This window comes from Desulfovibrio fairfieldensis (assembly GCF_001553605.1).
GTDB lineage: Bacteria > Desulfobacterota > Desulfovibrionia > Desulfovibrionales > Desulfovibrionaceae > Desulfovibrio > Desulfovibrio fairfieldensis.
Window position 1 is genome coordinate 2,520,116 of sequence record NZ_CP014229.1, and the last position, 25,944, is coordinate 2,546,059.

The following is a 25,944-nucleotide window of genomic DNA, read 5'->3' on the forward strand; positions in this document are numbered from 1 at the left end:
CTGTCGTTTATTCTTCCTCGAATTCGCCGTCGCTGGGGGGCGCAGCTTCCCGCATGCCGCCGCTCAAGGTCAGTTCCCCCAGCTTTCCGTTGCCGAGAAGATCCGTGGTTTTCGTCTTTGACGCGCCCCGCTCCCGCAACACGTCCAAGGCTTCGTCCTTGGTGATGATCCGTCCTTTGCAGCGCGCGTTCTGCAAATTGTTTTCCGGGCAATACCCCAGCTGCACGCAGTTGGGGCCCGCGCCTTCAAACAGGTCGGGCGCGGCCCCTCGGCAGAGGCGCAGCATCTTCCAGGCCAGATCCCGGATTTCGTGCTGGGCGTTGCGGCAGCAGCGGATAGCGAACCAGTCCAGCAGGGCGTGGGCGTTCATGCCGATGATGGCTTTGAATTCCGTGGCCTGGGGTTTCAGATAGCGCAGATTTTCCTCGGGCAGTCCGGCTTCCAGGCCGGCTTCATACCATTGGCGGGTCAACTCGGCCAGATCCCGACCGCTGAGCGTGGCGGTGCCCCCGCCGGGCAAGGTTACGGGCGCGGAAAATTCCGCCACCTCGCGTGGGTAGACCACGGAGAAACGCCGTTTGCCGTTGAGCTCCGCCCGGCCCGATTTGATCAGATAAGAGGCCAGGCGCTTGCGTACCAGTTGGGCCTCGGTCACGCGCGAGTAGCCCCCTACTCCGAAGAGAAAATAGTCGAATTCCAGGGCCGCGCGGTGCCCGCTGGATAAAATGTTCCGCACGATCTGCCGGGAATAGGGCGAGGCCGCGATGTCCTCCAGCTCCCGCTCGCTGCGCACGAAGCGGGCCGCCAGATCCGTGTATATTTTGCCGCCGCCCGCGAGCAGCAGCACTTTGCCCTTGCCGGTGTATTTTTCTTCAAGCATGACCGCTTCCGTGTTGGGGTATGCCCGCGCGCGGCGAGCGGAGAATGGCCGCACTATAGGCAAAAGCCGGGGCAGCGGCAAGGCCGCGGCATATCTCCCGCTCTTGACATCTCCTTCGCAAAAACGACAGAGTAAGAACCCATTTTTGCGTAAGGAGAGAACAGCATGAGCCAACAATCCGCCCTCAGCGGCAAACCCGACAGCCGGGGATTTTTCGGCGCGTACGGCGGCCAGTATGTGCCGGAACCTGTCAGGGCGCGCCTGGACGAACTGGCCGGAGCTTTTGACGCGGCTTTGAACGACGCTTCCTTCCAGCGGGAGCTGGAATATCTGTTTGTCCATTATACAGGGCGCCCGAGCCCGGTGTTCCACTGCGCCAATCTCAGCCGCATGCTGGGCGGGGCCCGGATCTGGCTCAAGCGCGAGGATCTGAATCATCTGGGCGCGCACAAGATCAACAATACGCTGGGGCAGTGCCTGCTGGCCAAACGCATGGGCAAAAAGCGGGTCATTGCCGAAACCGGGGCCGGGCAGCATGGTGTGGCCACGGCGGCGGGCGCGGCGCTCATGGGGCTGGAATGCACCATCTGCATGGGCGAAGTGGATATCGAACGCCAGCATCTGAATGTGATCCGCATGGAAATGCTCGGCGCGCGCGTGCTGCCCGCCAAAAGCGGCCAGCGCACGCTCAAGGAAGCCGTGGATGAAGCTCTGGCCGTGTGGATTGACGATCCGGAGATGTTCTATGTGCTGGGCTCGGCGGTGGGACCGCACCCATATCCTTATATGGTGCGCCACTTCCAGTCCGTGATCGGGCGCGAGGCCCGCGCCCAGATGCTGGAGGAACTGGGCCGCCTGCCCGATGCCTGCCTGGCCTGCGTGGGCGGCGGCTCCAATGCCATCGGCCTGTTCGCGGGTTTTCTGGACGACGCGGACGTGCGGCTCGTGGGCGTGGAGCCCGGCGGGCGCGGCACGGCCTACGGCGAGCATGCGGCCTCCCTCTGCCTGGGCGAGCCGGGCGTGCTGCACGGCTTTAATTCCTATATGATCAAGAATGCGCAGGGCGAGGCCGGGGAAGTCTACTCCATTTCCGCCGGGCTGGATTATCCTTCTGTGGGCCCGGAACATGCCCAGCTCAAGGATATGGGCCGGGCGGAATATGTCAGCGTCACGGACCGGGAAGCCCTGGACGCCTTTTTCGCGCTGTCCCGGCATGAAGGCGTGATTCCGGCTCTGGAGTCCTCGCATGCCCTAGCCCAGGCCATCAAGATGGCCCCGTCCATGTCCGCGGACACGGTGCTGCTGGTCAGCCTTTCGGGCCGCGGGGACAAAGACGTGGCCCAGGTGGCCGAGCTGATGCGCAAGGAGAATGCCTGAGGCGGAGAGGGCTTCGGATGTTCCTTGCGGAGGCGCATATGCGCGTTGTAATTTTAGGCGGCACGGGCTTTATCGGCTCGGCCCTGGTCAAGGCCCTGCTCCGGGCCGGACATGATGTGACGGTGAGCAGTCGCCGCGTCCGTCCCCAAGAGGACGGCGGACCGGCATACGCCCGGTGGGACGGCCAAAGCCCGCAGGCCCTGGCGGAAATCTGCAAGGGCGCGGCGGCTGTGGTCAATCTGCTGGGCGAGAATATCGGCGCCGGGCGCTGGACTGTTGCCCGGCGTGAAGCCATTATACAGAGCCGCGTCCGCGCGGGAGAAGCCGTGAGCGCTGCGTTCGCCCTGCTGGACAAGGCTGGGGATGCGTTGCCGAAAACCCTGATCCAGGCTTCTGCTTCGGGCTGGTACGGGCTCTGGCCCGATCTGGCGACGGCCCCTGACTGCACGGAAGACGCCCCTGCGGGGTCGGGCTTTCTGGCTGAAGTTGTCCGCCGCTGGGAGGCATCGTCCGCGCCGGTGGAAGCTCTAGGCGTGCGCCGGGTCCGTATCCGCACCGCACCGGTGCTGGGCAAGGGCGGCGGGGTCTTGGCCAGGATGCTGCCCCTGTACCGCTGGGGCCTGGGCGGCCCGGCGGGCACTGGCCGCCAGCCCTTTCCCTGGATTCATCTGGACGATGAAGCCGGGGCCATTGTCTTTTTACTGGAGCATCCGGAGATCAGCGGCCCCTGCAATCTCTGCGCGCCGGAGCGGACCGACGCGGCGGGCTTTGCCCGCGCTCTGGGCGGGGTGCTGCATCGCCCGGCGTTCTTGCGGGTGCCCGCCGTTGTCCTGCGGCTGGCCTTGGGACAAATGGCCGAGGAATTGCTGCTCAACGGCCAGCGCTACGCGCCGCGCAAGCTGCTGGAAGCGGGCTATGTCTTCCGCTATCCCAATTTGGACGGAGCGCTGGCGGCCTGCGTGTAAGCGTCTAGCGCTCTCCCGGATATAACAACAGCGGGGTTCAGATCCGTCTGAACCCCGCTTTCATGATCAACGCTGCCAGCTTATAAAGCTACTTGGCCGCCACCTTGCCGGAGAGCATCTTGTGCTCGCCGGTCAGAGTGCGCAGGAAGGCCACGATCAGGTCGCGGTCGCTCTGGGGCACGTCCAGACCGGCGCAATAGACGCCCATGATCCGCACGGCTTCATCCAGCGTGTCCACGGTGCCGTCATGCAGATACGGGCCGGTCAGCTCGATATTGCGCAGATTGGGCACCTTGAAGCGGCGCATGTCCACGTCGCTCTTGGTATGGTTGTAGCGGCCCTTGTCCGAACCCAGTTCCTTGCCGTTGCGGTTGTCGGCGAAATAGTCCTTTTTCAGGTCCATGTATTCGTAGGACTGGCCGCCTACGCTCTTGCCCACATGGCAGGAGGCGCAACGGTAGGCCTTGAAGCGGTTGTAGCCCTGCACTTCCTGGGCGCTGAGGGCCTTGTCGTCGCCGCGCAGCCACTTGTCGAAACGGCTGTCCGGCGTGATCAGGGTCTTTTCGTACTCGGCGATGGCGTCGGTGATGTTCTTGCCGCTCCAGCCGTCGGGATAGACGGCCGTGAACTCTGCGGTCAGGGCAGCGTCCCGGGACAGGCGGCCGATGATTTCCTCCCAGTTCTTGCTGCCCATTTCAATGGGATTCATGGGCGGGCCGCCCGCCTGTTCCTGCAGGTCGGCCGCGCGGCCGTCCCAGAACTGGGCCAGATTGAAGGCCGCGTTGAACACCGTGGGCGGGTTCACGTCGCCGAACTGCTTGCGCACGCCTTCGGAGAAGCGCTGGTGGTCCGTGCCGCCCCGGTCATAAAAGTGGCAACCGGCGCAGGACAGCGTGCTGTCCGTGGAAAGGCGCTTGTCATTGAACAGCTTGTCGCCCAGGGCCACCTTTTTGGCGTCGGCCTTGATCAAGCGCGGCAGAGGCTGCAAGGGCTCGTTGGCGCGTTTGGGCGCGGCGTCGGTGGCATAGTGGGCCTTGCGCGAGGTCTTCACCCAGTCCAGGATGTCCTTCTTGTCCCGGTCCGAAAGGCGGCTGCCCCAGTGCACCACCGCGAACTTGGCCGGAGGCATGGTATCATTGACGATCACCCATTCCATTTTCGCCAGTACGGTTTCGCCGATGGGTTTGCCCTTGTTCTGGATCAGCTCCACATTAAGGTCCATGGCGCGGATGCCGTCTCGGTAGTCTTTTTCAATGATCTGGCGGATGCCCGGCACTTTGGCGTAAAACGGCAGGTCATAGCCGCGGGTGTGACAGGCCATGCACTTGTCCTGCACAACCTGGGAAACCTTGGCGAACTTGGCCATGGGCGGCATGCCGCCGGACGCCGTTTCACCGGTGGGCGCGGCCGACGCGGGCCCGCTGAGCAGTGCGACCATCCCCAAAGCGGCCGCTGCGGCACAGGAAATCCTCATACCCATTCCTCCCTGTTGGTGTGGGTTGCAGTTGTGTCCATCTTCACAATCCTTGTTCTTTTGTCAAGAAAAATTATCAATACTGAATAGAGGGGCAAAGCCTGCCGGCATGGCACAGGCCGCAACTTGCCGGTATCGTATCCGGATGCCCCGCATGTTGCCGCTCCGGCAGCTCAAAAATTTTTAAACCGTCCCGGACAGGCGCCACAACCCCGGAAACAGGCTCTACTAGGACATGAGGAGCATGTTTTTCCAGGCCGCGCAAAAAAATTTAAAAAAAAATTTTCATCGTGAAAAAATTTAACAGGCTGATTTTATGGTCAAAATTTTTTGACACCATTTTTCCCGCCCTAAAGAGTAAAAATTTTTGCACGAATAGACTTGCAATGCAGGCGGGGATTTCTTAAATTCAGCTCGCGGCGGGAAACCGCCCCACAGGCGTTTCCGTTACGACAACTCGTTCCCCATACCGGGGAGCAAAAGAAAGGAAGGTTAACCATGAAAAAGATCGCTACGCTTCTGTTGGCGGCGGGCTTGGTGTTCGGTGCTGCTACCGGCGCCAGCGCCATTGATTTCAAGGCCAAAGGCCAGTGGATCATGAGCTTCGACTATGGCCAGAACGGCAATTTCACCGGCGGTAATGGTCAGACCGGCTACAACGGCAAGGAAGACGACTTTGAAGCCCGCCAGCGTGTGCGTCTGCAGTTGGACGCCGTGGCTTCCGAGTCCCTGTCCGGCACGGTCTTCTTTGAAATCGGCGACACAATGTGGGGGCAGGAAAAAAGCGGCGGCGCGTTGGGCGCGGACGGCAAGATCGTTGAGGTAAAGCGCGCTTACATCGACTGGATGGTGCCCCAGACCGACCTGAAGGTGCGTATGGGCATCCAGGGTGTGGCCCTGCCCAGCTTCACCACCGGCAGCACCGTGCTCAACGACGACGTGGCCGGCATCACCGCCTCCTACCAGTTCAACGAAAACGTGGGCCTGACCGCCCTGTGGGCGCGTGCCTACAATGACAACTACCCCGGCGGGAATTGGTTCGACGGCAACCGTATGCGCCCCGGCCATGCCAACTATATGGACAATCTGGACGCCTTTGCCCTGCTGGTGCCCCTGACCTTTGAGGGCGTAAAAGTGACCCCCTGGGGCATGTATGCGGCCATCGGCCCCAATACTTTCAGGGCTGAAAATGGGAGTAACCGTGATCCCTTCGGCAATATCGACAATATGGGCACTTCCAAAGGCTATGTAAGCGCCGGTATGCTGCCCGTGGGCGGCGCCATGCATCGGGATGGCACGAACGCCAACGGTGAACGCCGTCTGAGCTCCTATGGCGACGCCTGGTGGGGTGGCCTGACCGGCGAAGTGACCCTGTGGGATCCCTTCCGCTTTGCCTGGGATTTCAACTACGGTTCTGTGACCTGGCAGGATGACGGCCGCCTGAACCGTCAGGGCTGGCTGGCCTCCCTGCTCTTTGAATACAAACTGGATTGGGCCACTCCCGGTCTGTACGGCTGGTACGGTTCCGGTGACGACAGCAACCCGGCCAACGGTTCCGAGCGCATGCCCACTCTCAGCGCCAACAACACCAACGGATTCTCCAACTTCGCCTTTGACGGCGATCCCTATATCGCCCGCGACGCGGCCATCGGTCACGGCATGGGCGGTACCTGGGGCATCGGCGCGCGCTTGAAGGATATGAGCTTTGTGGAAGACCTCAAGCACACCTTGCGCGTGAACTACATCGGCGGCACCAATAGCCCGACCATGGCCAAGAAGATGAGCCTCAACGGCATGGCTGCCAATGGCTATACCTATGATCCTGATCAGTTCGCCAATGTGGGTCGTGAAGCCATGTACCTAACCACCATGGACAGCGCTCTGGAAGTCGGCCTGACCAACAGCTACCAGATGTACGAAAACTTCGTCATCAATGTGGAAGCCGACTACATCGCCCTCTGGCTGGATCATAGCCGCTCCGTGTGGGGCAACAGCAAGATGAACGGCAAGAGCGACCAGGAGCGCGACGCCTGGAACATCAACGCCAGCTTCGTGTACTCCTTCTAGCTCGCGAAAGACGGCACGGCACTCAACAAAGGGGAGCCCACAAGGCTCCCCTTTTCGTATGGATTTTACGCATTCCGACGGCACACGTAGGCGCTTATATAAAAAAAGAGCCGCGGATCCCCTGAAATCCGCGGCTCTTAACATAACAAGCTATGCAAGGCGCTTACACGTTGTAATCGCCCCGGTTGAATTTGAATTTTTCCGTGGCGGTCATCACTTCCAGCTCGTTCAGCAACGAATCGAAACCGGGGTTTTGGCCGCGCACGCCGGCTGTGCCCTGCTTGAGCTGGGCCACTTGGCCGTCGATGCCCTGCAACAGGGCATAGGCGTCGCGCAGGGAACCCGCGCCAGAGGACGAGCCCAGGGTTTTGGCATAGGAATCCCAGAGATCCAGCGTGCCGGAGGCCTGATTGAAGGCTTCCTGCAAAATCTCCGCGTCGGGATCGGCAGCCTGGCTCTGTCCCGCGCCGTTCAACAGCATCTGGCTGATCATCCCGGCCTGCGCCGCTCCGGGTGAGAGCGGGCTGGCAGCGGCATTGGCCTGTTCCGCGCCGGTTCCCAGCTGCTGGGCCAGAATGGCGTCAAAACCGCCGCTCTGGCCGGTCTGCCTGCGAGCCGTCGTTGCCTGCTGCTCCTGTTGGCGCAGCAAGGCTTCCAATTGTTCGGTATTAATTTCCATAATCGCCTCCAGGGTTGGCGTTCATTCCGCACATGCAAGATCTCTGCCACAGGAGGATAGACAGCTAACATGTTGTTTTTTCAGCCTTCATCCCTATAAAGAAGGAAAAAATTTCCCGTGTCCGAAGCATATGCTTTGTAAAAGCCCTTGTCTATTATTCAAAAAAACTCTATGCTTTTATACAAGTTACAGGGTTAAAGCGTCCGGTTTCAAGCCGGGCGCGCCTTCGGCTAGGGCGGGGGAAATTTTCCGCCCCTGCCGGGAGCTCCCCAGTCACACTAGCAGCCCGCAGGGGAAATGGAGCTTGCCATGAAGGAAATCAAGAAGATTCTTTGCGCTGTGGACCTCTCCGAGCACAGCAAGGCCGTGGCCGAATACGCGGTCCTGCTTGCCAAGGGTTTGGGGGCCAGCGTCCTCGTCGTGTATACGGCTCCCTCGCTGAGCCAATATGTGGGTTTTCATGTACCGCCCAATACCATTGAGAACTTCGTGGGTGAAATTGTCACCGGCGCGGAAAAGTCCATGGAGGCCTTCGTGGCCGAGAACTTCGCCGGCGTGGAAGCCAAGGGCCAGGTGCTCATCGGCTACGCGGCCGAGGAAATTCTGAACCGCGCCCATGAGGAAAAGGTGGACATCATTGTCATGGGTACCCACGGCCGCAAGGGCATTGACCGCATCCTTTTCGGTTCCGTCGCCGAAAAGGTGGTCAAGAATGCCGACATGCCCGTGCTGACCATCCGTCCCGCAGAACCCATCGGGGAATAATCCGCCGTGACGGCGACGGGGACCTTTTCCCGCCGCCACGCAACGCCTGCCAGCCGCCGCGCCAGCGGCGGCTTTTTTTGGGGTGACCATGTCCGAGATCAGCGTGCGCCCACACATCCGGGAGCTCGACGCCTACGTGCCGGGGCTTTCCATTGCGGAAATCCAGCAAAAATACGGCCTTTCCCAGGTCATCAAAATGGCCAGCAATGAAAACCCGTTGGGGGCCTCGCCTCTGGCCCAGGAAGCCGTGCGCCGCCACGCGCCGTTTCTGTTCCGCTATCCCCAGGGCGGCAATCCGCGTCTGGTCCAGGCCCTGGCCGGACTGCACGGGGTGGACCCGTGCCGGGTAGCCGTGGGCAACGGCTCCGATGAAATCATTGATCTGCTGATCCGCATCCTGGCCGAACCGGGCAAACATTCCCTGGCCTGCTTTGAGCCCTGCTTCAGCATTTACCCCATCCAAGGCCGGATTTCCGGCGTGGAGGTCCGCCGCTGCCCGCTGGAAAAGGATTTTTCCTTCAATTTCGACGCCCTGCTCGACCTGGTGGACCAGAGCACCCGCCTGGTTTTCGTGACCACCCCGGACAATCCCTCAGGTTACTGCCCGCCGCGCGAGGCTGTGGCGGACCTGGCCCGGCGTTTGGCCGGGCTCGCGCCGGACTGCCTGCTGGTAGTGGACGAGGCCTATATGGATTTTGCCGAGGACGAGGCAAGCGCATCCCTCCTGGCCTCGGACATGCTGCCGGACAACACGGCCGTTCTGCGCACCTTCTCCAAAAGCTGGGGCCTGGCCGGGCTGCGCCTGGGCTACGGGGTGCTGCCGCCCGCTCTGGCCGAATATTTCTGGCGGGCGCGCCTGCCCTTCTCCGTCAACATCCTGGCGGAAGAGGCGGCGCTGGCCGCCCTGTCGGACACGGCCTTCCGCCGGGCGACTCTGGACGCTGTGCGCCAGGGACGCGCCACGCTGCGCGACGGCCTTACGAAGTTGGGTTGCGCTGTCTGGCCCAGCGCGGCCAATTTTCTGCTTTTCCAACTGCCTCCGGGCGCGGGTACGGCCAGGGACTGCTTTGAGGCCCTGCTCCGGCGCGGCATCATCATCCGCCCGCTGAACAGTTATCATCTGCCGGAGCACTTGCGCGTCAGCGTGGGCGACGCCAAAGAAAACGCGACCTTTCTTGCCGCCATGCGCGACATTCTGACCGGGTCCGAAGGGAGGCGCGCATGAGCGGACGTCTGCCGGTGGTGACGCTGGACGGCCCCGCGGGCGTAGGCAAGACCACCCTGGCCCGACGCATGGCCGAAAGCCTAGGCCTGGCCTATCTGGATACCGGGGCCATGTTCCGTTGCCTGGCCCTCAAACTGGGCCCCGGCGCGGAGCATCTGCCCGAGGACGAACTGCGCGAGCGTTGCGGCCAGTGGACTTTCAGCATCGCGGGCAGGGGCCAGAGCGCCACGCTGTTCTGCAACGGCCAGGCCGTGCGCGGCGAAGTGCGCACTGAAGAAGTGGGCATGTTGGCCGCGCGCATCGGCACAGTGCCGGTGGTGCGCGATGTGCTGCGTCGGGCGCAGCGGGCCATGGGCGAACACTCGCCCTTGGTGGCGGAGGGCCGGGATATGGGCACTGTGGTCTTTCCGGATGCGCGCTTCAAGTTTTTTCTGGACGCCGCCCCCGAAGTGCGCGCCATGCGCCGCCTGCGCGACCTGGAAAACCGGGGCGAGCATGCGGAACTGACCGCCCTGACCGAACAGATCCGGCAGCGCGACGCCCTGGACCGCAATCGAACTGTGGCCCCTCTGCGCCCGGCTGCGGATGCCTTGATTGTGGATACATCCCAGCTGGATATTGAAGGTGTTTTGGGCGTGATGTTGCACTATATCAATGTGCACGGCGGCATGCAGGCCTTATCCTCACAGGCGAAATAGGGAAAGGCGTTTTATCCCTTGTTCTGCTGTCGCCGTCCAGGCGGACCTCGACGGCACCTCTGCGGTTTCCATTAATTATTACTATCCGGCGAATGGTAAGATTTCGGGACTCCAGCGCAACAGTTGAAATGAAGATTTCCTTTCCGCTGTTTCCCCTTCTTCGTCGCCGTTTCCTATAAAGGCTTGGCCCTGGAGCCATCTTTGGCCCATTTCTATGACTCGGGGCGTTACCTTGGACGACCGCGTGCAGATGTTGCGTTTCCGGCAGCATCGTAGGCACAATCCCCCAATCTTTTTTTCTCCTTTTCCTGTTGAAATGTCCTGTTGGTTGACTTCTGACGTGACGACGCTTTCTGTCCCGCCATATCCCCTCTTTCCCTCGCCGTATTTCCCAAACCCCAGTTCGCCATGACCTCGGCAGAAATTGCCTGTTCACGGCAGAAATTGCCGACGGCCCTCCCCCAGCGCGGCAAGTCTTTGGCGCGTCCATGCCATTACGGCGTATGCATCCCGCTCGTGAGATATTTTTTAGAAAAAATTCCGCTGATTTTATTACCTTTTATTTTGAATGGCACAAGCAGTGCATACAGAAGGACACAAGCCACAGGCGCATACGGCGCCGGTGTGGGAAACAGCCTCATGGGGAGGACAACATGGACAACCAACTGGATTACGAAATCAATAAGGAATTGGGCGAGTGCTATCTTTTCATGGGCGATTTTGACAAGGCCGAGGAATACTACCGCAAGGCCGCCAGCAACAATGCCCAGAGCGCCGCGCCCTACATGGGGCTGGCCACCGTGGCCGTGCAGCGTTCCGAACTGGAAAAAGCCCTGGTGCTCTATCAGAAAGCCGCCGCCGTGGAAGAAACCGACAAGGCCCTCTGCGGTATCGGGCTGGTCTACATGGAACAAGGCAAACACGAAGACGCCTTCAGCCACTTTGCCCGCGCGCTGGACAAATCCGCCGCCAACATTGTGGCATTGAACTGCCTGGTGCGCGAAGCCTATCAGCTGGGCTGCGTGGAACAGGTTCTGCCCTACCTGGAAGCCGCTCTGGCCTGCAGCGAAGAAGCCGAGGCCGTGCGCGTGACCCTGGCCGGCTGCCTGATCTACCTGGGCCGCAGCGACGAAGCCCGCCAGCACCTGGAAACCGTGCTGGGCGCCAATCCGTCCAATAACAACGCCAAGGAACTTTTCGACACCATGGCCGCGTAAGCCAAAGCCGGGCGAGAACACGCCCGGCCTTGCGCGCAGCCAGTAGATACTCCCCTCCCCACACGATTTTCCGGCCCCCGGCGGGTGCCTGGGGCCGGAAAATCTCTTCTTCAGGGGAAGCAGCGCCGACGCGGGTCATCCACGTCGGCGTTCTGTTGTCCGTTGTACGAAAAAAGCGCGAAGACGTGCCCGGAACATCGCCCACCGGCATTCGGCTGGCCCCTGCAGATCCGTCATTTTCGGTACTTACGATCTTGTTAAAGATGCTCATCCTTAAAATAGAAAATTCCGACACGCTTGCTTGGACATGGATTTGTGACATTACTATAAAATGGAGGAATTGGCATTTACACCATGCAGCCTCAGGAGAACTTTCCTTTTAAGAAGTATCAGCCAAAATCCTGGTAGCGAATAAATATATTTGTATTTTCAGCGTATTATAAAAATATATAAGCGCCCTGCCAGCTGGGGCCGTGCCTCTTTTTCTTTGTTTTGATATATGCTATCTGAAAAAGACGAAGTGCCTGTCTCGATTTTCGCCAGCAGACATGACGCCTCTAAGACAGGCAATCTTTTTCGATCCTTTTTAAGACACAGCACTCAGGAAACCAACATGACAGATATTGTTTCCATCCGGCATGGCGACGAATTGCTGGCTATCATTATTCCAGCAGCATATCATGCTGATGGCATACAGTTTTTTACCCCCGGGACATTTTCCCAGCAGTTGGGCTACATGAGCCATCCTGCAGGTTATGAAATTCTGCCGCATGATCACAATCCTGTGCCTCGTACTGTTGAATGGACGCAGGAAGTACTTTTTGTCCGATCAGGAAAAGTTCGTATGGATATTTACGCTCCTGGCAGCCGGGTTTATCTTGAAAGTCGGAAGCTCCTGCCAGGAGATATTGTTCTTCTGGCCCATGGCGGTCATGGTTTTGTTATGCTTGAACCTTCAGAAATGATCGAGGTCAAGCAGGGCCCATATGCCGCCGAGCAGGACAAGGAACGCTTCTCCTCCGTATCCGAAAACTGTATCATCATCAGGGACTGAGCCGCTTCTATGCGCGTTTTCCCGCACATCACCCCAACCACATACAGCACATGAAAAAAGCTCTGATCACCGGCATCACCGGCCAGGACGGCTCCTATCTGGCTGAATTTCTTCTGAACAAAGGGTACGAGGTACATGGTATCAAACGACGTGCCTCGCTGTTTAATACCGACCGCATCGATCATCTGTATCAAGGCCCCCATCAGCAAGGCCGTAAGTTCATGCTGCATTACGGTGACCTTTCCGACGCCGGTAACCTGATCAGCATCATGCAGGAAGTGCAGCCCGACGAGGTCTATAATCTGGCGGCCCAGAGTCATGTGCAGGTGTCCTTTGAATCCCCCGAATACACGGCCAATGTGGATGCCCTGGGTACTCTGCGCCTGCTGGAAGCCATCCGGATGCTGGGCTTAACAAAAAAGACCCGCTTCTATCAGGCCTCCACTTCGGAGCTTTTCGGCAAGGTGCAGGAGATACCCCAGACGGAAAAGACCCCTTTCTATCCGCGTTCACCCTACGCCTGTGCGAAGCTCTATTCTTACTGGATCACGGTCAACTACCGCGAAGCCTACGGCATGTACGCCTGCAACGGCATTCTTTTCAATCATGAATCCCCCGTGCGTGGCGAAACTTTTGTAACCCGCAAGATCACCCGTGCCTTGGCCCGTATCCTGCTGGGTCTTGCGTCCTGTCTGTATCTGGGCAACATGAATGCCAAACGCGACTGGGGCCATGCCCGCGATTATGTGGAAATGCAGTGGATCATGCTGCAACAGGAGCAGCCTGATGATTTTGTTATCGCCACAGGCCGCCAGTTTTCGGTGCGGGATTTTGTCAATGCTGCGGCCGCGGAGCTAGGCCTGACGTTGGAATGGAAGGGGACAGGCGTAGATGAGATCGCCACTGTAGCGGCCATTGATGCGACCAAGGCAGCCCAGGCCGCCAGAGGTAAGAATCTGCGCATCCAAGTCAATGAGGGCGACATCATCGTGCGTGTAGATCCGCGCTATTTCCGACCCACTGAAGTGGAAACACTGCTGGGCGATCCTGTCAAAGCCCAAACAAAACTGGGATGGAAGCCACACATCTCTTTTGAGGAAATGGTTGAAGAAATGGCCCGCCATGACCTTGAGTTGGCTCTGCGTGACGCTGTGGTGGAGGGCGCCGGCTTCACCAGTTTCAAGCACGAAGAATAAGACCTGTCTGGCCTGTTTTTGATTCATGGGGCGGGATGACGCAATATCACCGTCCCATCATATGAGAGAACCTATGTTGCTAAAAGATGGGAAATTCTTTGTGGCTGGTCATCGCGGTCTTGTGGGCAGCGCCATTTGTCGTGCCTTACGTCGCGCGGGCTATGAGAATCTGCTGCTCCGCAGCCACGCAGAACTGGATCTGACCGAACAGCAGGCTGTACGTGATTTTTTAGCCAGCGAGAGGCCCGATTATGTGGTACTGGCGGCGGCCAGGGTGGGCGGTATCCATGCCAATGCCACCTATCCGGCCAAGTTCATATACGAAAACCTGCAGATCCAGAACAACGTCATTCACAGCGCATGGCAGAACGGCGTGAAAAAATTTCTCTTTCTGGGATCTTCCTGTATCTATCCAAAGCTGTGCCCACAGCCCATCAAAGAGGAATATCTCTTGACAGGCCCCCTTGAACCCACCAACGATGCCTACGCGCTGGCCAAAATTGCAGGTATCAGAATGTGTCAGGCATACCGCAGACAATACGGTTTTGACGCCATCTGCGCCATGCCCACCAATCTCTACGGCACGGGCGACAATTATCATCCGGGAAACAGCCATGTGATCCCGGCCATGATCCGCCGTTTTCATGAAGCCAAAACGGCTGGTGCCCTGCAGGTGCGCATCTGGGGCACAGGCACCCCGTTACGTGAATTTTTGCATGCTGACGATATGGCTGAGGCCTGTGTCTTTCTGCTGAATAACTATTCCGACTTCGAGCACATCAACGTGGGCAGTCAGCAGGAAATGACCATCATGGACGTTGCCCGCCTTGTAGCCCGCGTGGTCGGTTATGAAGGCGAGATTCTTACGGACCCCAGTCGTCCCGACGGAACTCCACGCAAACTCATGGATTCCGGCAAATTATTCGACATGGGCTGGAAACCTAAATTTAGTCTGGAAGACGGGCTGCGCGACGCATATGCGGATTTTCAAAACTCTCTACCCGGATAGCTCTTTTCATGTCGCAAGAACTGATTATTGAAGCCGGGCGTACGGAACGCCAGTATTGGAAAGATTTATGGCGTTACCGGGAGCTTTTTCTCATTCTGACTTGGCGCGATGTGGCCGTACAGTACAAGCAGACCGTGGTAGGTATTCTCTGGGCCGTGCTGCGCCCTTTGCTGACCATGGCGGCCTTTACCTTTGTGTTCGGCAAGGTGGCCAAACTTCCTTCGGAAGGCGTTGCGCCGTATCCGCTGATGGTTTTTGTCGCCATGTTGCCATGGCAGTTTTTTGCCACCGCCATCGCTGCTTCCGCCAATAGCCTGATCACCAATAGCAATCTGGTGTCCAAAGTGTATTTTCCCAGGATTATCGTCCCAACAGCGACCATTGGCGTGGCGGTGGTGGATTTCGCCATTTCATTTGTGTTGTTGGGCGGCATGATGGTCTGGTACCAGTATCTACCGCCAATGCAAGTACTGGCGGTCATTCCGCTGACTCTACTGGCGGCTGTGGTGGCGTTGGGGCCGGGACTTATCCTCTGCTCTCTGAATGTGACCTACCGGGATTTCCGTATCATCGTGCCTTTCATTACCCAGTTCGGTCTGTACATTTCACCGGTGGGCTTTTCCTCAAGCATCGTACCGGAAAAATGGAAACTACTGTACGAGTGTAATCCTATGGTCGGCGTTATCGACAGTTTTCGCTGGGCCGTACTGGGCACCATTGAATTTCCTGAGCGAGCGTTTTGTATCAGTCTGCTTTGCGCCTGCCTGCTTATGTTGTTGGGCATAAAGGTTTTTCGCAGAACGGAACGCACCTTTGCGGATGTGATTTAGAGGCTTGCATATGAAACCAATCATTTCCGTTGAAGGACTCGGCAAGAGTTATACCATCCGCCATGAGGGGCAAACGCATTATAAATCTCTGCGAGAGGAAATATTCAAATTGCCCTCGCGCCTATTGCGACGCGGCGGACAGAGCCGGGAAGAATTCTGGGCGCTAAAGGATGTGAGCTTCGACATTATGCCCGGCGACCGCGTGGGCATCATCGGTCGCAATGGCGCGGGCAAGTCCACACTGCTCAAATTGCTCTCGCGCATTACCGAGCCCACCACCGGGCGTATTACCTTACGCGGCCGCGTGGCCAGTCTATTGGAAGTAGGCACAGGTTTTCATCCGGAGCTGACGGGCCGTGAGAATATATATCTAAACGGCGCCATTCTTGGCATGACTCGCTCCGAAGTGCGGCGCAAATTTGATGAAATTGTGGATTTCGCTGGAGTGGAGAAATTTCTGGATACTCCGGTCAAGCGCTACTCCTCCGGCATGTATGTGCGCCTTGCCTTCGCCGTGGCCGCCCACCTTGAACCGGAAATTCTCATCGTGGACGAGGTGCTGGCTGTGGGGGATGCGGCGTTTCAAAAAAAATGCCTTGGTAAGATGGAGGCAGTGAGTAAGGAAGGGAGGACAGTACTGTTCGTAAGCCATAATATGGCGGCGGTACAACAGTTATGCCAAAAAGGTATTTTGCTAGAAAATGCCAGATTAAAGGTTAATAGTAGCGTTGAGATGGCTATTGATATGTATCAAAATTGCCATGGATGCGGTAGAAATCTATCGCAAAATTCTGAAACTACTACCAGGGACTTGATTGATAGACGGCCATTTGGGTGTGTCCATAAAATTATTTCGAAAATAAGGTTAATGACACTGGAATCAGAACTAAAAAATATTTTTACTATGCTTTCTGGGGTAAAACTAGAAATATTTCTCAATGATATTGATATATATCCTGATATTGATTTCGGAATTTCTATTTTTAATGAGTCTGGCGTCCGGCTTGTGACATATACTACATGGATGATGGGCGTGAAACTTGATAAAAAAGCAAAAAAACTTGTCCTCATTATTCCTGAAATGATTTTTCCACCTGGAGAATATACTATTAATATCTGTGCGGCACGAAAACTAGCGGGTGAATATATAGATAGAATTGAACCCGCAATTAAATTTTATATAGTTGATTCTGACATATTCCATACTGGCTATGGATATTCCCGAGGCGAAGGAATTACTTATCAGAAAGGCATATTGGAGTTTTCTATATGAAAGTGAAAAAATGCATTAAATGTATTATAAAAAACTCTTTTATATGCAAAAAAATTGCAAATATATGCAATGAATATTCATATGGATCGATATGTTATGGACAAAATGCCGAAGATATGATTGCTGAAAAATTTTTTGATACCAATTATAAAGGATTTTATGTAGATATTGGGGCTCATCATCCACAACGCTTTTCTAATACTTATAGTTTTTATCAAAAGGGTTGGCGTGGCATTAATATTGATCCTCTCCCCGGAAGTATGACCCATTTTGAAAAAGAGCGGAACGAAGATATTAATTTGGAAATTTGTGTCTCAGCAGATTCAGGCATTGTAAAATATTATTTGTTCGACGAACCTGCGTATAATACAATCTCAGAAGAACGAGCGGAAAAGGTTTTATCTTTAAATGTAACAAGACTTAAAAATATAATAGATATTCAATCTAAGCCATTGGCTGACTTGCTTGACCGATATGTTCCTAAGGGAAAATCAATAGATTTAATGTCTATTGATGTTGAGAGTATGGAACTACCTGTTTTGATGACAAATAATTGGGAGAAGTTTTTGCCTAAGCTTATAATTATTGAATCATTAATATCAACATACGGAGATATATATATGGTTAAAAATGATCCAGCAATTCGTTTTCTAGTTGGTATTGGGTATGAGATTGTTGGCAAAGTGCTAAATGTGGTATATTTAAAGTATAAAAAATAAGAATGTTCTATTGTCATTTTGCTTTCAATTGATCAAGTTTTTATATTGTCTTTTGCGTTTGTTGCAAAACAAGTGAGTTACCAAGGATGTTCCGAATTTTATGGTGATAGACTCCACTGTGCTGGGATAAAAACTAGGATGAATATGATTCATAGACGGCCTGTCCACATTTGAAAATTAACAACTGGAGACTAAAATGAAGGTAATAGTATGTGGAGGAGATGGCTTTTGCGGTTGGCCGACTTCTTTACACCTTTCAGCTTGCGGGCATGAGATTACAATTATTGATAATCTTTCTCGGCGAAAAATAGATATTGATCTTGAAGTTCAATCACTCACTCCAATACATTTTATCGGAGAGCGAATTCGAGCTTGGCACGAAATCAGCGGAAATATTATTCGTTTTGTTCAACTGGATTTAGCATCGAATTATGCAAAATTTTTGAATTTAATAAATGAAATTAAGCCAGATGTCATTGTTCACTTTGCTGAACAGCGGTCAGCTCCATATTCAATGAAATCAACTTTTACAAAAAAATATACTGTAGATAATAATATTAGAGCCACACATAATATTTTGGCTTCAATTGTAGAGTCAGGATTAGATGTTCATTTGGTTCATCTTGGTACTATGGGGGTATATGGGTATACTTCAAAGGGAATGACAATACCAGAAGGGTACTTGTCAGTGACCATTGATGCAGACAATGGTAAAAAAATAGAAAAAGAGATACTGTATCCTCCAAGTGCTGGAAGCATTTATCATATGACAAAAACATTAGATCAATTATTATTTGCTTACTATAATAACAACGATAAGTTGAGGATAACGGACTTGCATCAAGGAATTGTTTGGGGTACAGAAATTGAAGAATCATCCAGAGATGAAAGACTCATAAATAGGTTTGATTATGATGGCGATTATGGCACTGTTTTAAACCGTTTTTTAATGCAGGCGGCTTTAAAGTATCCTTTAACTGTACACGGTACGGGAGGACAAACAAGAGGTTTTATTCATATTCGTGATACGGTTAAATGTTTGGAACTCTCTATAGAAAATCCTCCAATTAAGGGAGAACGTGTCTGCATACGGAATCAGGTCACAGAAACACATAGGATTAGGGACTTGGCTAAATTGGTATCTAAATTGACAGGAGCAGAGACTATTAGCATACCCGACCCACGTAACGAAGACATAGAAAATGATTTGGATGTAGATCATAGATGCTTTCTCGAATTGGGGCTCCAGCCTACTACCTTGGCAGAAGGTTTGCTTTCGGAAATTTATAATATTTCTCAGAAGTATGCAGATCGCTGCGATAAAAAAAAGATCCCTTGTGTTTCCTACTGGGATAGAGAACGTGCAGAGGAATGCAAAAAATTTTATGAAGCCAATGAATTGATCAGCAGGGTATAAATTATGCCAGCTCCAATTGCCATTTTTGCATTTAACAGGCCTGACTTGTTGCAACAAACCATAGCAGCACTTATGGCAAACCCCCTTTCCGAGAAAAGTAATGTTACCATATTTTGCGATGGGCCACGTGACGAAGCCGAAGCGTTGTTGACAGGCCAAGTGCGCAGTATTGCGAAATCTGTAAAAGGATTTGCTACATTAGACGTTGTAACGAGAGACGAGAATCTTGGTGGCTTCCGGGCAATTCCTGATGGCATGCGTCAGATGTTTAATCTTTATGATAGCCTTATTGTTTTAGAAGATGATATCCTTTTATCTCCATTTGCTTTAGAATATTTTAATAACGCTTTGAATAAGTATGAGGACAAAAGAAGCGTTTTCACTATTTCAGCCTGGAGTCCATCTGCAAATTTTATTCGCGCACCAAGGGATTACCCTTTTGAGGTTTGTTTTTTCCCCAACTTTGGAGGTTGGGGTTGGGCCATATGGAAAGATAGATTCGATTTGATTGACTGGAGCTTTCCTGAAAAAGAAGATATAGAAAACTACCCAGTATTATTAAACAATATGGCATGCATTCAACCTAATTTAGTTAAATTAATGTTACACCAGAAGCATAAAATAAATTGGGATGTTTGTGTAGATTTTTATCGTTTTAAAAATGGACTATTGTCACTTTTCCCACTAAAGTCTTTAGCTGTTAATATTGGATTATTCTCTGGCCAACATCCAGTGAATTCTATTCCTCAATACATGGATATACAGTTGACTAGTGATCATGCTCCAGATTTGATTGACTACGTTTTTTGTGATCCACGTCTAATGAGGAAATTTCTTTTAGCATTTTCAGGAGATCGGAGCTTCGCTTTTTTTTCTCGGATGATTAACTGGTGCAAGTGCATTTTTAGTCAGAAATTTATATAAAGAACAGCATTGGATTGAAATTTTGCAATTTTGATATAGCAGAATAGGATCGGCGCTGGAACCTAATCGTAGCTTTCGCCATGAGCTGCAGACACCGCGCGTCATTCTTTTCAGCGGCTGAGAAGAAGAAGAAGAAGAAGAAGAAGAAGAAGAAGAAGAAGAAGAAGAAGAAGAACGGAAATGATAGCAGTGCCTTGCTCATGAACTAGCAGAACTGATAGAAATCAATATATCAGATTTGCATCAAGAGTTACTTTGGCACTATAGGGTGTTGTGAAGAACAGCGTTTGAGCCTTGGGGGATTTTGTGACTAAGTTCCTTCCTGTTTGCGAACCGCTACTGCAGGGCAATGAGCTTGCCTACGTTACAGAAGCAATATCCACCAGCTGGATTTCTTCTTCAGGTAAATACGTCTCCGCTTTTGAAGAAGCTTTTGCTGCTTACTGCGGAACAAGACACGCTATTGCCGTCTGCAACGGCACAGTGGCTCTCCATTTGGCCCTGCGGGCACTGGGCGTCGGCCCGGGGGATGAAGTTATCATTCCGGACTTTACCATGATTGCCTCGGCATTGGCGATCTGCTACTGCGGTGCCAAGCCCGTCTTTGTGGATGCCGACGCGATTACCTGGAATATAGATACTGCTGCAATAGAGCAGAAAATCAATCCGGCCACAAAGGGTATCATGGCCGTGCATATTTTCGGCAACCCTTGTGACATGGCTGCCTTACAGCACATTGCTGACCGTTACGGACTCTGGCTGATGGAAGACGCTGCGGAGGCTCATGGCGCGCTTTTCCAAGGGCGTGGAGTGGGCAACCTGTCCCGCATTGCAGGTTTCAGCTTTTTTGCCAACAAAAATATTACCACCGGCGAAGGTGGTATGGTAGTCACAAATGACGACAACTTGGCTCACGCCTGCCGCTATTTCAAGAACATGTGTTTTCCGCTGGATGCGCCACGCTCATATCTGCACGCGGATATCGGCTACAACTACCGTATGAGTAATCTTCATGCGGCCATAGGCTTGGCTCAGACCGAACGCGCCGATGTTTACAAAGCTCTGCGTCAGTCGCATGGGCGTCTTTACCGCCAGCGCCTTTCCGCCATCCCCGGAATATTGCTGCAGCAGGACACGCCTTGCGGCGAATCCGTCAACTGGATGAATGGCTTGGCGCTCACGCCTGAATACGGCCGCAGTAGAGGCGAAGTCATTGCCCATTTGAGGGAAAACAATATTGATAGTCGGCTATTTTTTAATGGTATGCATCGCCAACCTGCACTGAAGAACTATGGTTGCGCATGTGACGACAGCTATCCTGTTTCTGACATGCTGGCCGACAACGGTTTCTATCTGCCCAGCGGCAGTGGCCTGCAGGAAGCGGATATCGAATATGTCTGCTCTGTACTAGCAGAATTCCGTCGTTAAACTTTCCTTAAAAAAGTTTAGGAAAAACCATATGATACGAAGCACTAAGGAAGTATGTAAGCTTTTTATTCCTCCTATAATCCTTTTAGTGTATAAAAAAATAAAATCGTATTCTAATAATAAATCAAAAGAAGATAGGACTTATACTATTCACGGGAAAGACTTACTTATTCCATGGGATCATCGACTTGACCACTACCAATTAATATATCATAAATATGACACTTTTCTTCCACATCTTGCAAAATATATAAACGAAGGTTTTATTATTGACATTGGTGCAAATGTTGGTGATACATTGTATGGAATGATCCAAGACAATAATACTAAATTTATATGCATTGAACCAGAGCCTCGTTTTTTTTCGTTTCTGCAAAAAAATATTCAACGATTAGGGAAAAGGCTGGAAGCAAATGTCGTTGCATTTAATGTTGCAATAAGTTCTAAAAAAGAAAAACTTTCATTTAGTGCACAACATGTGCACTGCCAGCCAAATCGATTCTGTTCAAGGTGCCATTCCTGCAAAGTCTCTTGATGATATGGCGGAAGAGATACCTCAGCTACCTGAACAATGCCGTCTTATCAAAATTGATACCGACGGGTTTGATTATGATTGTATACTCTCTGGGAAAAAATTTTTTTCTAAAACTTCAGCACTTGTTTTTTGGGAAAATGATTTTGTAAATGAAGATTCTCTAAAAAATTATTCTGAAGCAGTTAACCTCCTCATCAAATGTGGTTATAAAAAATTTTATATATTCGACAACTATGGTAATTTTATGGTTTCAACCCTAGGAAGCGACATTATATACTTTTTAAGCTATTATCAAGAATCATTAACGATAATGAAACACAGCAATATTCCCTATTATGATATTTTAGCCTGTCAAGAAAATGACATACCGTTTATCGACAATGTTATTAATAAATATAATTTTATACAAAAAAGATAAGCACCAATAATGAAACCTTTCAACGAATATTCATATTATTATAACGTCCTCTATCAGAACAAGGATTATGCTGGCGAAACGTCTTTCATTCTAGACTGCCTTCAACAACAGGGATGCTGGCCCGCAACGCTTCTGGATCTGGGTTGTGGCACTGGGCGGCATGCCTTGGAAATGGCGCATCGGGGCCTCACAGTTACCGGTATAGACATGTCCACCACCATGTTGGGAATGGGGCGATCTCTGTACGCCAGTATGATCCCCCCGCACAACGGGAAACCTCTTCCCCGGCTGCTTGAAGGTGATGCCCGCAACGTACGGTTACATGAGACCTTCGATGCAGTTACCAGCCTATTCCATGTCATGAGCTATCAGAATTCGGAAGAAGACGCTCTCGCCGAATTGGAGACAGCCAAGAATCATTTAAAAACAGGAGGGGTTTTTCTTTTTGATTTCTGGTACGGCCCAGGAGTTTTGACCGATCCCCCCACAGAGCGTGATCGTCAGATGGAAGATGAGCAGACACTCGTGCAACGACATGCTCATCCTGTACACAGGTTCAACGATAACATCGTCGAGGTACACTACAGCATAGACCTCACAGACAAGAGCAGCGGCAAGTGCTCTCATTTGACTGAAATGCACAGTATGCGCTACTGGTTCCTTCCCGAATTACGCTACTTGGCTTTCCAAAGCGGCTTCACTGTTGCAGCAGAAGGGGCATGGCTTTCCTTTGATGCTCCTACTTGCAATACCTGGAACGCCTGGATGGCATTGAAAAAATGTTAAAGCGGATAGCTATCTATACCACGATTTCTCCCGAAGGGGGAGGGAGCTTTCAGTATGGGGCATCGATCCTCTCCGCGCTCAGCCAACTGGATGCCAGGAACTATCAATCCCGATTCTGGTGCCGTGATCCTGCATGGCTCCCCATCGCCGCACAATTTCATATTCCCGGGACGCTGTTCCCCGCTCACTCCCCCCTGCTACAGCGAATCGTTTTGCGTGGAGTTCGAGAGCTGAGAAAAGTATGTGATTTGCCTGCCCAACAGTTTACTCCTTTCTTTCTTCCTATCCAGCGATGGCATCCTCATATATGTGTATGCCTTAATCAAGCTTTCACTCCGCTTGTTAATTGTAAGATAATCGGTCCTATCCATGATCTAATGCATCGTTACGAAGCACGCTTCCCTGAAGTGGGAGAGGAAAGCGTATACTGCAGCAGAGAAAAGCTCTTCGCCAGCCATTGTGCCAATGCTGATGCCATTCTCGTTGACTCGCACATCGGTAAAGAACAGGTACTGGAGATATATCATCCTGATCCCCAAAAAATATTTGTCCTCCCTTTCGTGCCTTCGCCTCTGGCAGAACATGCTGAGAAGCCCTCACATTTTCCCCTCACCGACGACACTCCCTTCCTTTTTTACCCGGCACAGATGTGGCTGCATAAAAATCATGCAAACCTGCTGAGAGCCGTGCACAGCCTGCTTCCCGAGCTTGATATTCACTGCATCTTTACCGGCACAAAAGATAAAAATGGGGCTGCATTATATGATCGCCTTGTAGATGACCTGGATCTTGCGCAACGAGTTCACCATCTCGGCTATGTCAGCGACAATGAAATGCGATGGTTGTATGAAAATGCCCGATGCATGATTATGCCCACCTTCTTTGGTCCGACAAACATACCTCCGCTTGAAGCTATGCTGGCGGGTTGTCCTGTCGGCGTATCCAATATCTATGCCATGCGTGAACGCTATGGAGACGCAGCCCTTTACTTTGACCCCAAAAGCGCTCCAGATATGGCCAACACTATACGAAAACTCTGGACAGACGATGCCCTGTGCCTGAAATTGAGAAAACTTGGAGAAAAGCATATAGCAGCTTGGGGACAAATAGATTTTGAAAAACGCTTTATACATATTTTGCATCAGATAGAGGAGTCATAATGGCTCCTTTCTTCACCATCATCACATCCACCTATAATGCCGCGTCTACCCTGCCCAGATTGCTAGATTCCTTGACGCTCCAGACTTGCAAGGACTTTAACTGGATTGTGCAGGACGGCGCCTCTACAGATGACACCATGCGCATAGTGGAGCGGTATCGTGACCGTCTACCGGAAATTTTGGCGGATAGCGGTAAGGACAGCGGCATCTACGATGCATGGAATACGGCCCTGAACCACTGGCGAGACAAGCTGGGGGAATGGGTGCTCTTCATGGGGGCGGACGATATGCTTGCGGATAATCACGTACTGAACCAAGCTAAGAACTTACTCCAAGATTGTTCTGAAAAAATTATCTTCGGAGCAGGAGAGCTGATTCTTTTTGACCCTGATCTTGGTTTTGTAGAACACTCTCCCCAACAATATTCCGCAATAAACTTTGAGCGACGTTTCTTTGGAATGCCGTTTCAGCATCCAGCTCTTTTCAACAAAAAGAGCATATTCAAGCAAAGTAATTTTGATATCAGCTTCAAAATAGCTGGTGATTACGATTTCATTTTGCGTACATGGAAATCTCCAGAACAAGTATATCCGCTCAATATCACAGTTACTAAAATGGCGATTGGCGGAATATCCAGCTCATCGCAAACTAAAAAAAAGTGTCAGTCAGAAAAATGCAGAGCAATCAAAAAAAATCTTCCATTTGACTGGAAACACGGCCTTCGATATGTTGTTATCCTTGTGGACGTCTATTTTTTCAACATCAAAATGGAATTAAAAAATAAATTCTATTTGTCTGAAGGCGGTAAGGCTCTTTGGGGGAAATTGCAAAAATTTCGGCGTTACATCATAAAATAACTAAAAAATTTATCCTTATTTATATTATGAAGCAGCAAGATTCCCGCCCAGACATTTCTGTCATTGTCCCCGTATATAATACAGAACGTTATATCAGGCAGTGCCTCTCCAGCATTTGTAATCAATCATTAAAGAATATTGAAATAATTTGTATCAATGATGGTTCACCGGATGCTTCTGAAGCCATCATCCGCGAGATGCGCTTGTATGACAAGCGCATCATCCTGATCAATAAAAAGAACGGAGGGCCGTCCGAAGCTCGCAAAACCGGAGTAGCACAAGCGGCAGGAAAATATATCGGCTTTATTGATAGTGATGACTATATAGAAAAATATTTTTTTGAATATTTGTATATGGCAGCCTGTGCAGAAGACGCTGACATTGCGGTTACAACTTCTATGGTCGCTTTTTCAGAAGATGGTAAAACCTATCTCAAAAAATCTTGTTTTCATGAAAAGAAACGACAGCTCACAAATAAAGACCGTTGTTCTCTCTTTCTGCACATGGGAAGTGCTTGCAACAAAATATATAAAAATGAATTTATAAAAAAATCTATCAAATACTATATACCCACAACTACCCCGGCAGAAGATAATTCTTTTACAATATTCTCGCTTATTACAGCTAGCAAGGTTACCCTAACAACAGAGGCAAAATATTTTTATCGACAGCGTAAAGCATCCGTGTCCCGTGCGCCCGTTTCTTTGGAAACATGCAACCAAGTATATCTCCTTTACGGGAAAATTCTTGCTCAACTGCAGGACCTTGCTCCCCAAGATGAGCAGCTATACGCGGCTTTCATCCGCCGGCGCAGAGACTGGGATTGCTTCCAGCTGGCAGAGCGACTTTCCACATGCCATGAGCGCATGTGTTTTCTGAAACAGACTAGGGATCCACGTTTTCATGTTATGTACTTGGCAAGAAAAATCCGTAACCTGTTAAAAAAAGCATACAGCACGTCCGTCAAATACCTCCGCAACTACGAGTAATA

The 25,944-nt window shown here is 52.0% G+C and carries 25 protein-coding genes; 22 read left to right on the forward strand and 3 right to left on the reverse strand.

All coding sequences use genetic code 11. The features are described 5' to 3' along the window. Positions 1-7: 7 nt before the first annotated feature. The gene (locus AXF13_RS10665; RefSeq protein WP_083522073.1) at positions 8-880 is read right to left on the reverse strand and encodes an FAD-dependent thymidylate synthase; all 873 of its coding nucleotides are present in this window, start codon (positions 878-880) and stop codon (positions 8-10) included. A 165-nt stretch (positions 881-1,045) separates the two neighbouring features. Here AXF13_RS10665 and trpB point away from each other — a divergent pair, with 165 nt between their 5' ends. Continuing rightward, entirely contained in the window at positions 1,046-2,257 is a 1,212-nt protein-coding gene (gene trpB / locus AXF13_RS10670; RefSeq protein ID WP_062253174.1) for a tryptophan synthase subunit beta, read from the forward strand. Positions 2,258-2,295: 38 nt separating this feature from the next. Further along, on the forward strand, positions 2,296-3,222 hold the full coding sequence (locus AXF13_RS10675) for a TIGR01777 family oxidoreductase (RefSeq protein ID WP_062254850.1): 927 nt from the start codon (positions 2,296-2,298) through the stop codon (positions 3,220-3,222). Positions 3,223-3,310: 88 nt separating this feature from the next. Here the strand turns inward: AXF13_RS10675 and AXF13_RS10680 are convergent, their stop codons facing one another. Further along, positions 3,311-4,696, reverse strand: a complete 1,386-nt coding sequence (locus AXF13_RS10680; RefSeq protein ID WP_150116159.1) for a cytochrome c peroxidase — start codon at positions 4,694-4,696, stop codon at positions 3,311-3,313. Between the two features lie 498 nt (positions 4,697-5,194). Here AXF13_RS10680 and AXF13_RS10685 point away from each other — a divergent pair, with 498 nt between their 5' ends. Then, positions 5,195-6,763, forward strand: a complete 1,569-nt coding sequence (locus AXF13_RS10685; protein ID WP_190276346.1) for an outer membrane homotrimeric porin — start codon at positions 5,195-5,197, stop codon at positions 6,761-6,763. 163 nt (positions 6,764-6,926) lie between these two features. Here the strand turns inward: AXF13_RS10685 and AXF13_RS10690 are convergent, their stop codons facing one another. Beyond that, complete coding sequence (locus AXF13_RS10690; RefSeq protein ID WP_062253179.1) at positions 6,927-7,442, reverse strand: hypothetical protein; 516 nt, start codon at positions 7,440-7,442, stop codon at positions 6,927-6,929. Between the two features lie 309 nt (positions 7,443-7,751). Here AXF13_RS10690 and AXF13_RS10695 point away from each other — a divergent pair, with 309 nt between their 5' ends. From AXF13_RS10695 to AXF13_RS10770, 19 genes are all read left to right on the forward strand, one after another. Continuing rightward, positions 7,752-8,207: a universal stress protein gene (locus tag AXF13_RS10695; protein ID WP_062253181.1), complete on the forward strand. Its 456-nt coding sequence runs from the start codon at positions 7,752-7,754 to the stop codon at positions 8,205-8,207. A gap of 88 nt (positions 8,208-8,295) precedes the next feature. Then, the gene (hisC, locus tag AXF13_RS10700; RefSeq protein WP_062253183.1) at positions 8,296-9,432 is read left to right on the forward strand and encodes a histidinol-phosphate transaminase; all 1,137 of its coding nucleotides are present in this window, start codon (positions 8,296-8,298) and stop codon (positions 9,430-9,432) included. Continuing rightward, the gene (gene cmk, locus AXF13_RS10705; protein WP_062253185.1) at positions 9,429-10,130 is read left to right on the forward strand and encodes a (d)CMP kinase; all 702 of its coding nucleotides are present in this window, start codon (positions 9,429-9,431) and stop codon (positions 10,128-10,130) included. Before hisC ends, cmk begins: the two co-directional genes overlap by 4 nt. A 653-nt stretch (positions 10,131-10,783) precedes the next feature. After that, on the forward strand, positions 10,784-11,347 hold the full coding sequence (locus AXF13_RS10710) for a tetratricopeptide repeat protein (RefSeq protein ID WP_008681798.1): 564 nt from the start codon (positions 10,784-10,786) through the stop codon (positions 11,345-11,347). 613 nt (positions 11,348-11,960) lie between these two features. Beyond that, positions 11,961-12,401, forward strand: coding sequence for a cupin domain-containing protein (locus tag AXF13_RS10715; RefSeq protein ID WP_062253187.1), 441 nt, complete (start codon positions 11,961-11,963; stop codon positions 12,399-12,401). A gap of 50 nt (positions 12,402-12,451) precedes the next feature. Further along, entirely contained in the window at positions 12,452-13,597 is a 1,146-nt protein-coding gene (gene gmd, locus AXF13_RS10720) for a GDP-mannose 4,6-dehydratase (protein ID WP_062253189.1), read from the forward strand. 73 nt (positions 13,598-13,670) lie between these two features. After that, the gene (locus tag AXF13_RS10725) at positions 13,671-14,606 is read left to right on the forward strand and encodes a GDP-L-fucose synthase family protein (protein WP_150116160.1); all 936 of its coding nucleotides are present in this window, start codon (positions 13,671-13,673) and stop codon (positions 14,604-14,606) included. An 8-nt stretch (positions 14,607-14,614) separates the two neighbouring features. Beyond that, a complete protein-coding gene (locus AXF13_RS10730) occupies positions 14,615-15,436 on the forward strand; it encodes an ABC transporter permease (protein WP_062253191.1) in 822 nt (273 codons plus the stop codon). 10 nt (positions 15,437-15,446) lie between these two features. Then, positions 15,447-16,709 (forward strand): ABC transporter ATP-binding protein, encoded by a 1,263-nt coding sequence (locus tag AXF13_RS17135; protein WP_083522074.1) that lies wholly within the window; start codon positions 15,447-15,449, stop codon positions 16,707-16,709. Beyond that, a complete protein-coding gene (locus tag AXF13_RS16140) occupies positions 16,706-17,428 on the forward strand; it encodes an FkbM family methyltransferase (protein WP_083522075.1) in 723 nt (240 codons plus the stop codon). Before AXF13_RS17135 ends, AXF13_RS16140 begins: the two co-directional genes overlap by 4 nt. Positions 17,429-17,624: 196 nt before the next feature. After that, the gene (locus tag AXF13_RS16145; protein ID WP_083522076.1) at positions 17,625-18,845 is read left to right on the forward strand and encodes an NAD-dependent epimerase/dehydratase family protein; all 1,221 of its coding nucleotides are present in this window, start codon (positions 17,625-17,627) and stop codon (positions 18,843-18,845) included. Between the two features lie 3 nt (positions 18,846-18,848). After that, complete coding sequence (locus AXF13_RS16150; protein ID WP_083522077.1) at positions 18,849-19,769, forward strand: glycosyltransferase family protein; 921 nt, start codon at positions 18,849-18,851, stop codon at positions 19,767-19,769. A gap of 306 nt (positions 19,770-20,075) precedes the next feature. Next, on the forward strand, positions 20,076-21,197 hold the full coding sequence (locus AXF13_RS10745; RefSeq protein ID WP_062254855.1) for a DegT/DnrJ/EryC1/StrS family aminotransferase: 1,122 nt from the start codon (positions 20,076-20,078) through the stop codon (positions 21,195-21,197). A 31-nt stretch (positions 21,198-21,228) separates the two neighbouring features. Continuing rightward, positions 21,229-21,732 carry an FkbM family methyltransferase gene (locus AXF13_RS16155; RefSeq protein ID WP_083522078.1) on the forward strand — a complete coding sequence of 168 codons (504 nt, stop codon included), beginning with the start codon at positions 21,229-21,231 and terminating at the stop codon, positions 21,730-21,732. Next, complete coding sequence (locus AXF13_RS16835; protein ID WP_150116161.1) at positions 21,674-22,150, forward strand: FkbM family methyltransferase; 477 nt, start codon at positions 21,674-21,676, stop codon at positions 22,148-22,150. Before AXF13_RS16155 ends, AXF13_RS16835 begins: the two co-directional genes overlap by 59 nt. A gap of 171 nt (positions 22,151-22,321) precedes the next feature. Continuing rightward, entirely contained in the window at positions 22,322-22,936 is a 615-nt protein-coding gene (locus tag AXF13_RS10750) for a class I SAM-dependent methyltransferase (protein ID WP_236887160.1), read from the forward strand. Beyond that, positions 22,894-24,096 (forward strand): glycosyltransferase family 4 protein, encoded by a 1,203-nt coding sequence (locus AXF13_RS16160; protein ID WP_150116162.1) that lies wholly within the window; start codon positions 22,894-22,896, stop codon positions 24,094-24,096. Before AXF13_RS10750 ends, AXF13_RS16160 begins: the two co-directional genes overlap by 43 nt. Beyond that, positions 24,096-24,953, forward strand: coding sequence for a glycosyltransferase family 2 protein (locus AXF13_RS10765; protein ID WP_062253200.1), 858 nt, complete (start codon positions 24,096-24,098; stop codon positions 24,951-24,953). The genes AXF13_RS16160 and AXF13_RS10765 overlap by 1 nt, the downstream gene beginning before the upstream one ends. Next, the gene (locus AXF13_RS10770) at positions 24,911-25,942 is read left to right on the forward strand and encodes a glycosyltransferase family 2 protein (protein ID WP_150116163.1); all 1,032 of its coding nucleotides are present in this window, start codon (positions 24,911-24,913) and stop codon (positions 25,940-25,942) included. Before AXF13_RS10765 ends, AXF13_RS10770 begins: the two co-directional genes overlap by 43 nt. Positions 25,943-25,944: the final 2 nt, after the last annotated feature.

Coding starts and splice junctions, on each gene's coding strand:
- AXF13_RS10675 (WP_062254850.1), top strand. CDS start 2,296: ATGCGCGTTGTAATTTTAGGCGGCACGGGCTTTATCGGCTCGGCCCTG.
- gmd (WP_062253189.1), top strand. CDS start 12,452: ATGAAAAAAGCTCTGATCACCGGCATCACCGGCCAGGACGGCTCCTAT.
- AXF13_RS10715 (WP_062253187.1), top strand. CDS start 11,961: ATGACAGATATTGTTTCCATCCGGCATGGCGACGAATTGCTGGCTATC.
- AXF13_RS10765 (WP_062253200.1), top strand. CDS start 24,096: ATGGCTCCTTTCTTCACCATCATCACATCCACCTATAATGCCGCGTCT.
- hisC (WP_062253183.1), top strand. CDS start 8,296: ATGTCCGAGATCAGCGTGCGCCCACACATCCGGGAGCTCGACGCCTAC.
- AXF13_RS10665 (WP_083522073.1), bottom strand. CDS start 880: ATGCTTGAAGAAAAATACACCGGCAAGGGCAAAGTGCTGCTGCTCGCG.
- AXF13_RS10750 (WP_236887160.1), top strand. CDS start 22,322: ATGGCGCATCGGGGCCTCACAGTTACCGGTATAGACATGTCCACCACC.
- AXF13_RS16150 (WP_083522077.1), top strand. CDS start 18,849: ATGCCAGCTCCAATTGCCATTTTTGCATTTAACAGGCCTGACTTGTTG.
- AXF13_RS10690 (WP_062253179.1), bottom strand. CDS start 7,442: ATGGAAATTAATACCGAACAATTGGAAGCCTTGCTGCGCCAACAGGAG.
- AXF13_RS10730 (WP_062253191.1), top strand. CDS start 14,615: ATGTCGCAAGAACTGATTATTGAAGCCGGGCGTACGGAACGCCAGTAT.
- AXF13_RS10685 (WP_190276346.1), top strand. CDS start 5,195: ATGAAAAAGATCGCTACGCTTCTGTTGGCGGCGGGCTTGGTGTTCGGT.
- AXF13_RS10680 (WP_150116159.1), bottom strand. CDS start 4,696: ATGAGGATTTCCTGTGCCGCAGCGGCCGCTTTGGGGATGGTCGCACTG.
- AXF13_RS10695 (WP_062253181.1), top strand. CDS start 7,752: ATGAAGGAAATCAAGAAGATTCTTTGCGCTGTGGACCTCTCCGAGCAC.
- AXF13_RS16835 (WP_150116161.1), top strand. CDS start 21,674: ATGTGCACTGCCAGCCAAATCGATTCTGTTCAAGGTGCCATTCCTGCA.
- AXF13_RS10725 (WP_150116160.1), top strand. CDS start 13,671: ATGTTGCTAAAAGATGGGAAATTCTTTGTGGCTGGTCATCGCGGTCTT.
- AXF13_RS10710 (WP_008681798.1), top strand. CDS start 10,784: ATGGACAACCAACTGGATTACGAAATCAATAAGGAATTGGGCGAGTGC.
- AXF13_RS16145 (WP_083522076.1), top strand. CDS start 17,625: ATGAAGGTAATAGTATGTGGAGGAGATGGCTTTTGCGGTTGGCCGACT.
- AXF13_RS16140 (WP_083522075.1), top strand. CDS start 16,706: ATGAAAGTGAAAAAATGCATTAAATGTATTATAAAAAACTCTTTTATA.
- AXF13_RS16155 (WP_083522078.1), top strand. CDS start 21,229: ATGATACGAAGCACTAAGGAAGTATGTAAGCTTTTTATTCCTCCTATA.
- AXF13_RS17135 (WP_083522074.1), top strand. CDS start 15,447: ATGAAACCAATCATTTCCGTTGAAGGACTCGGCAAGAGTTATACCATC.
- trpB (WP_062253174.1), top strand. CDS start 1,046: ATGAGCCAACAATCCGCCCTCAGCGGCAAACCCGACAGCCGGGGATTT.
- cmk (WP_062253185.1), top strand. CDS start 9,429: ATGAGCGGACGTCTGCCGGTGGTGACGCTGGACGGCCCCGCGGGCGTA.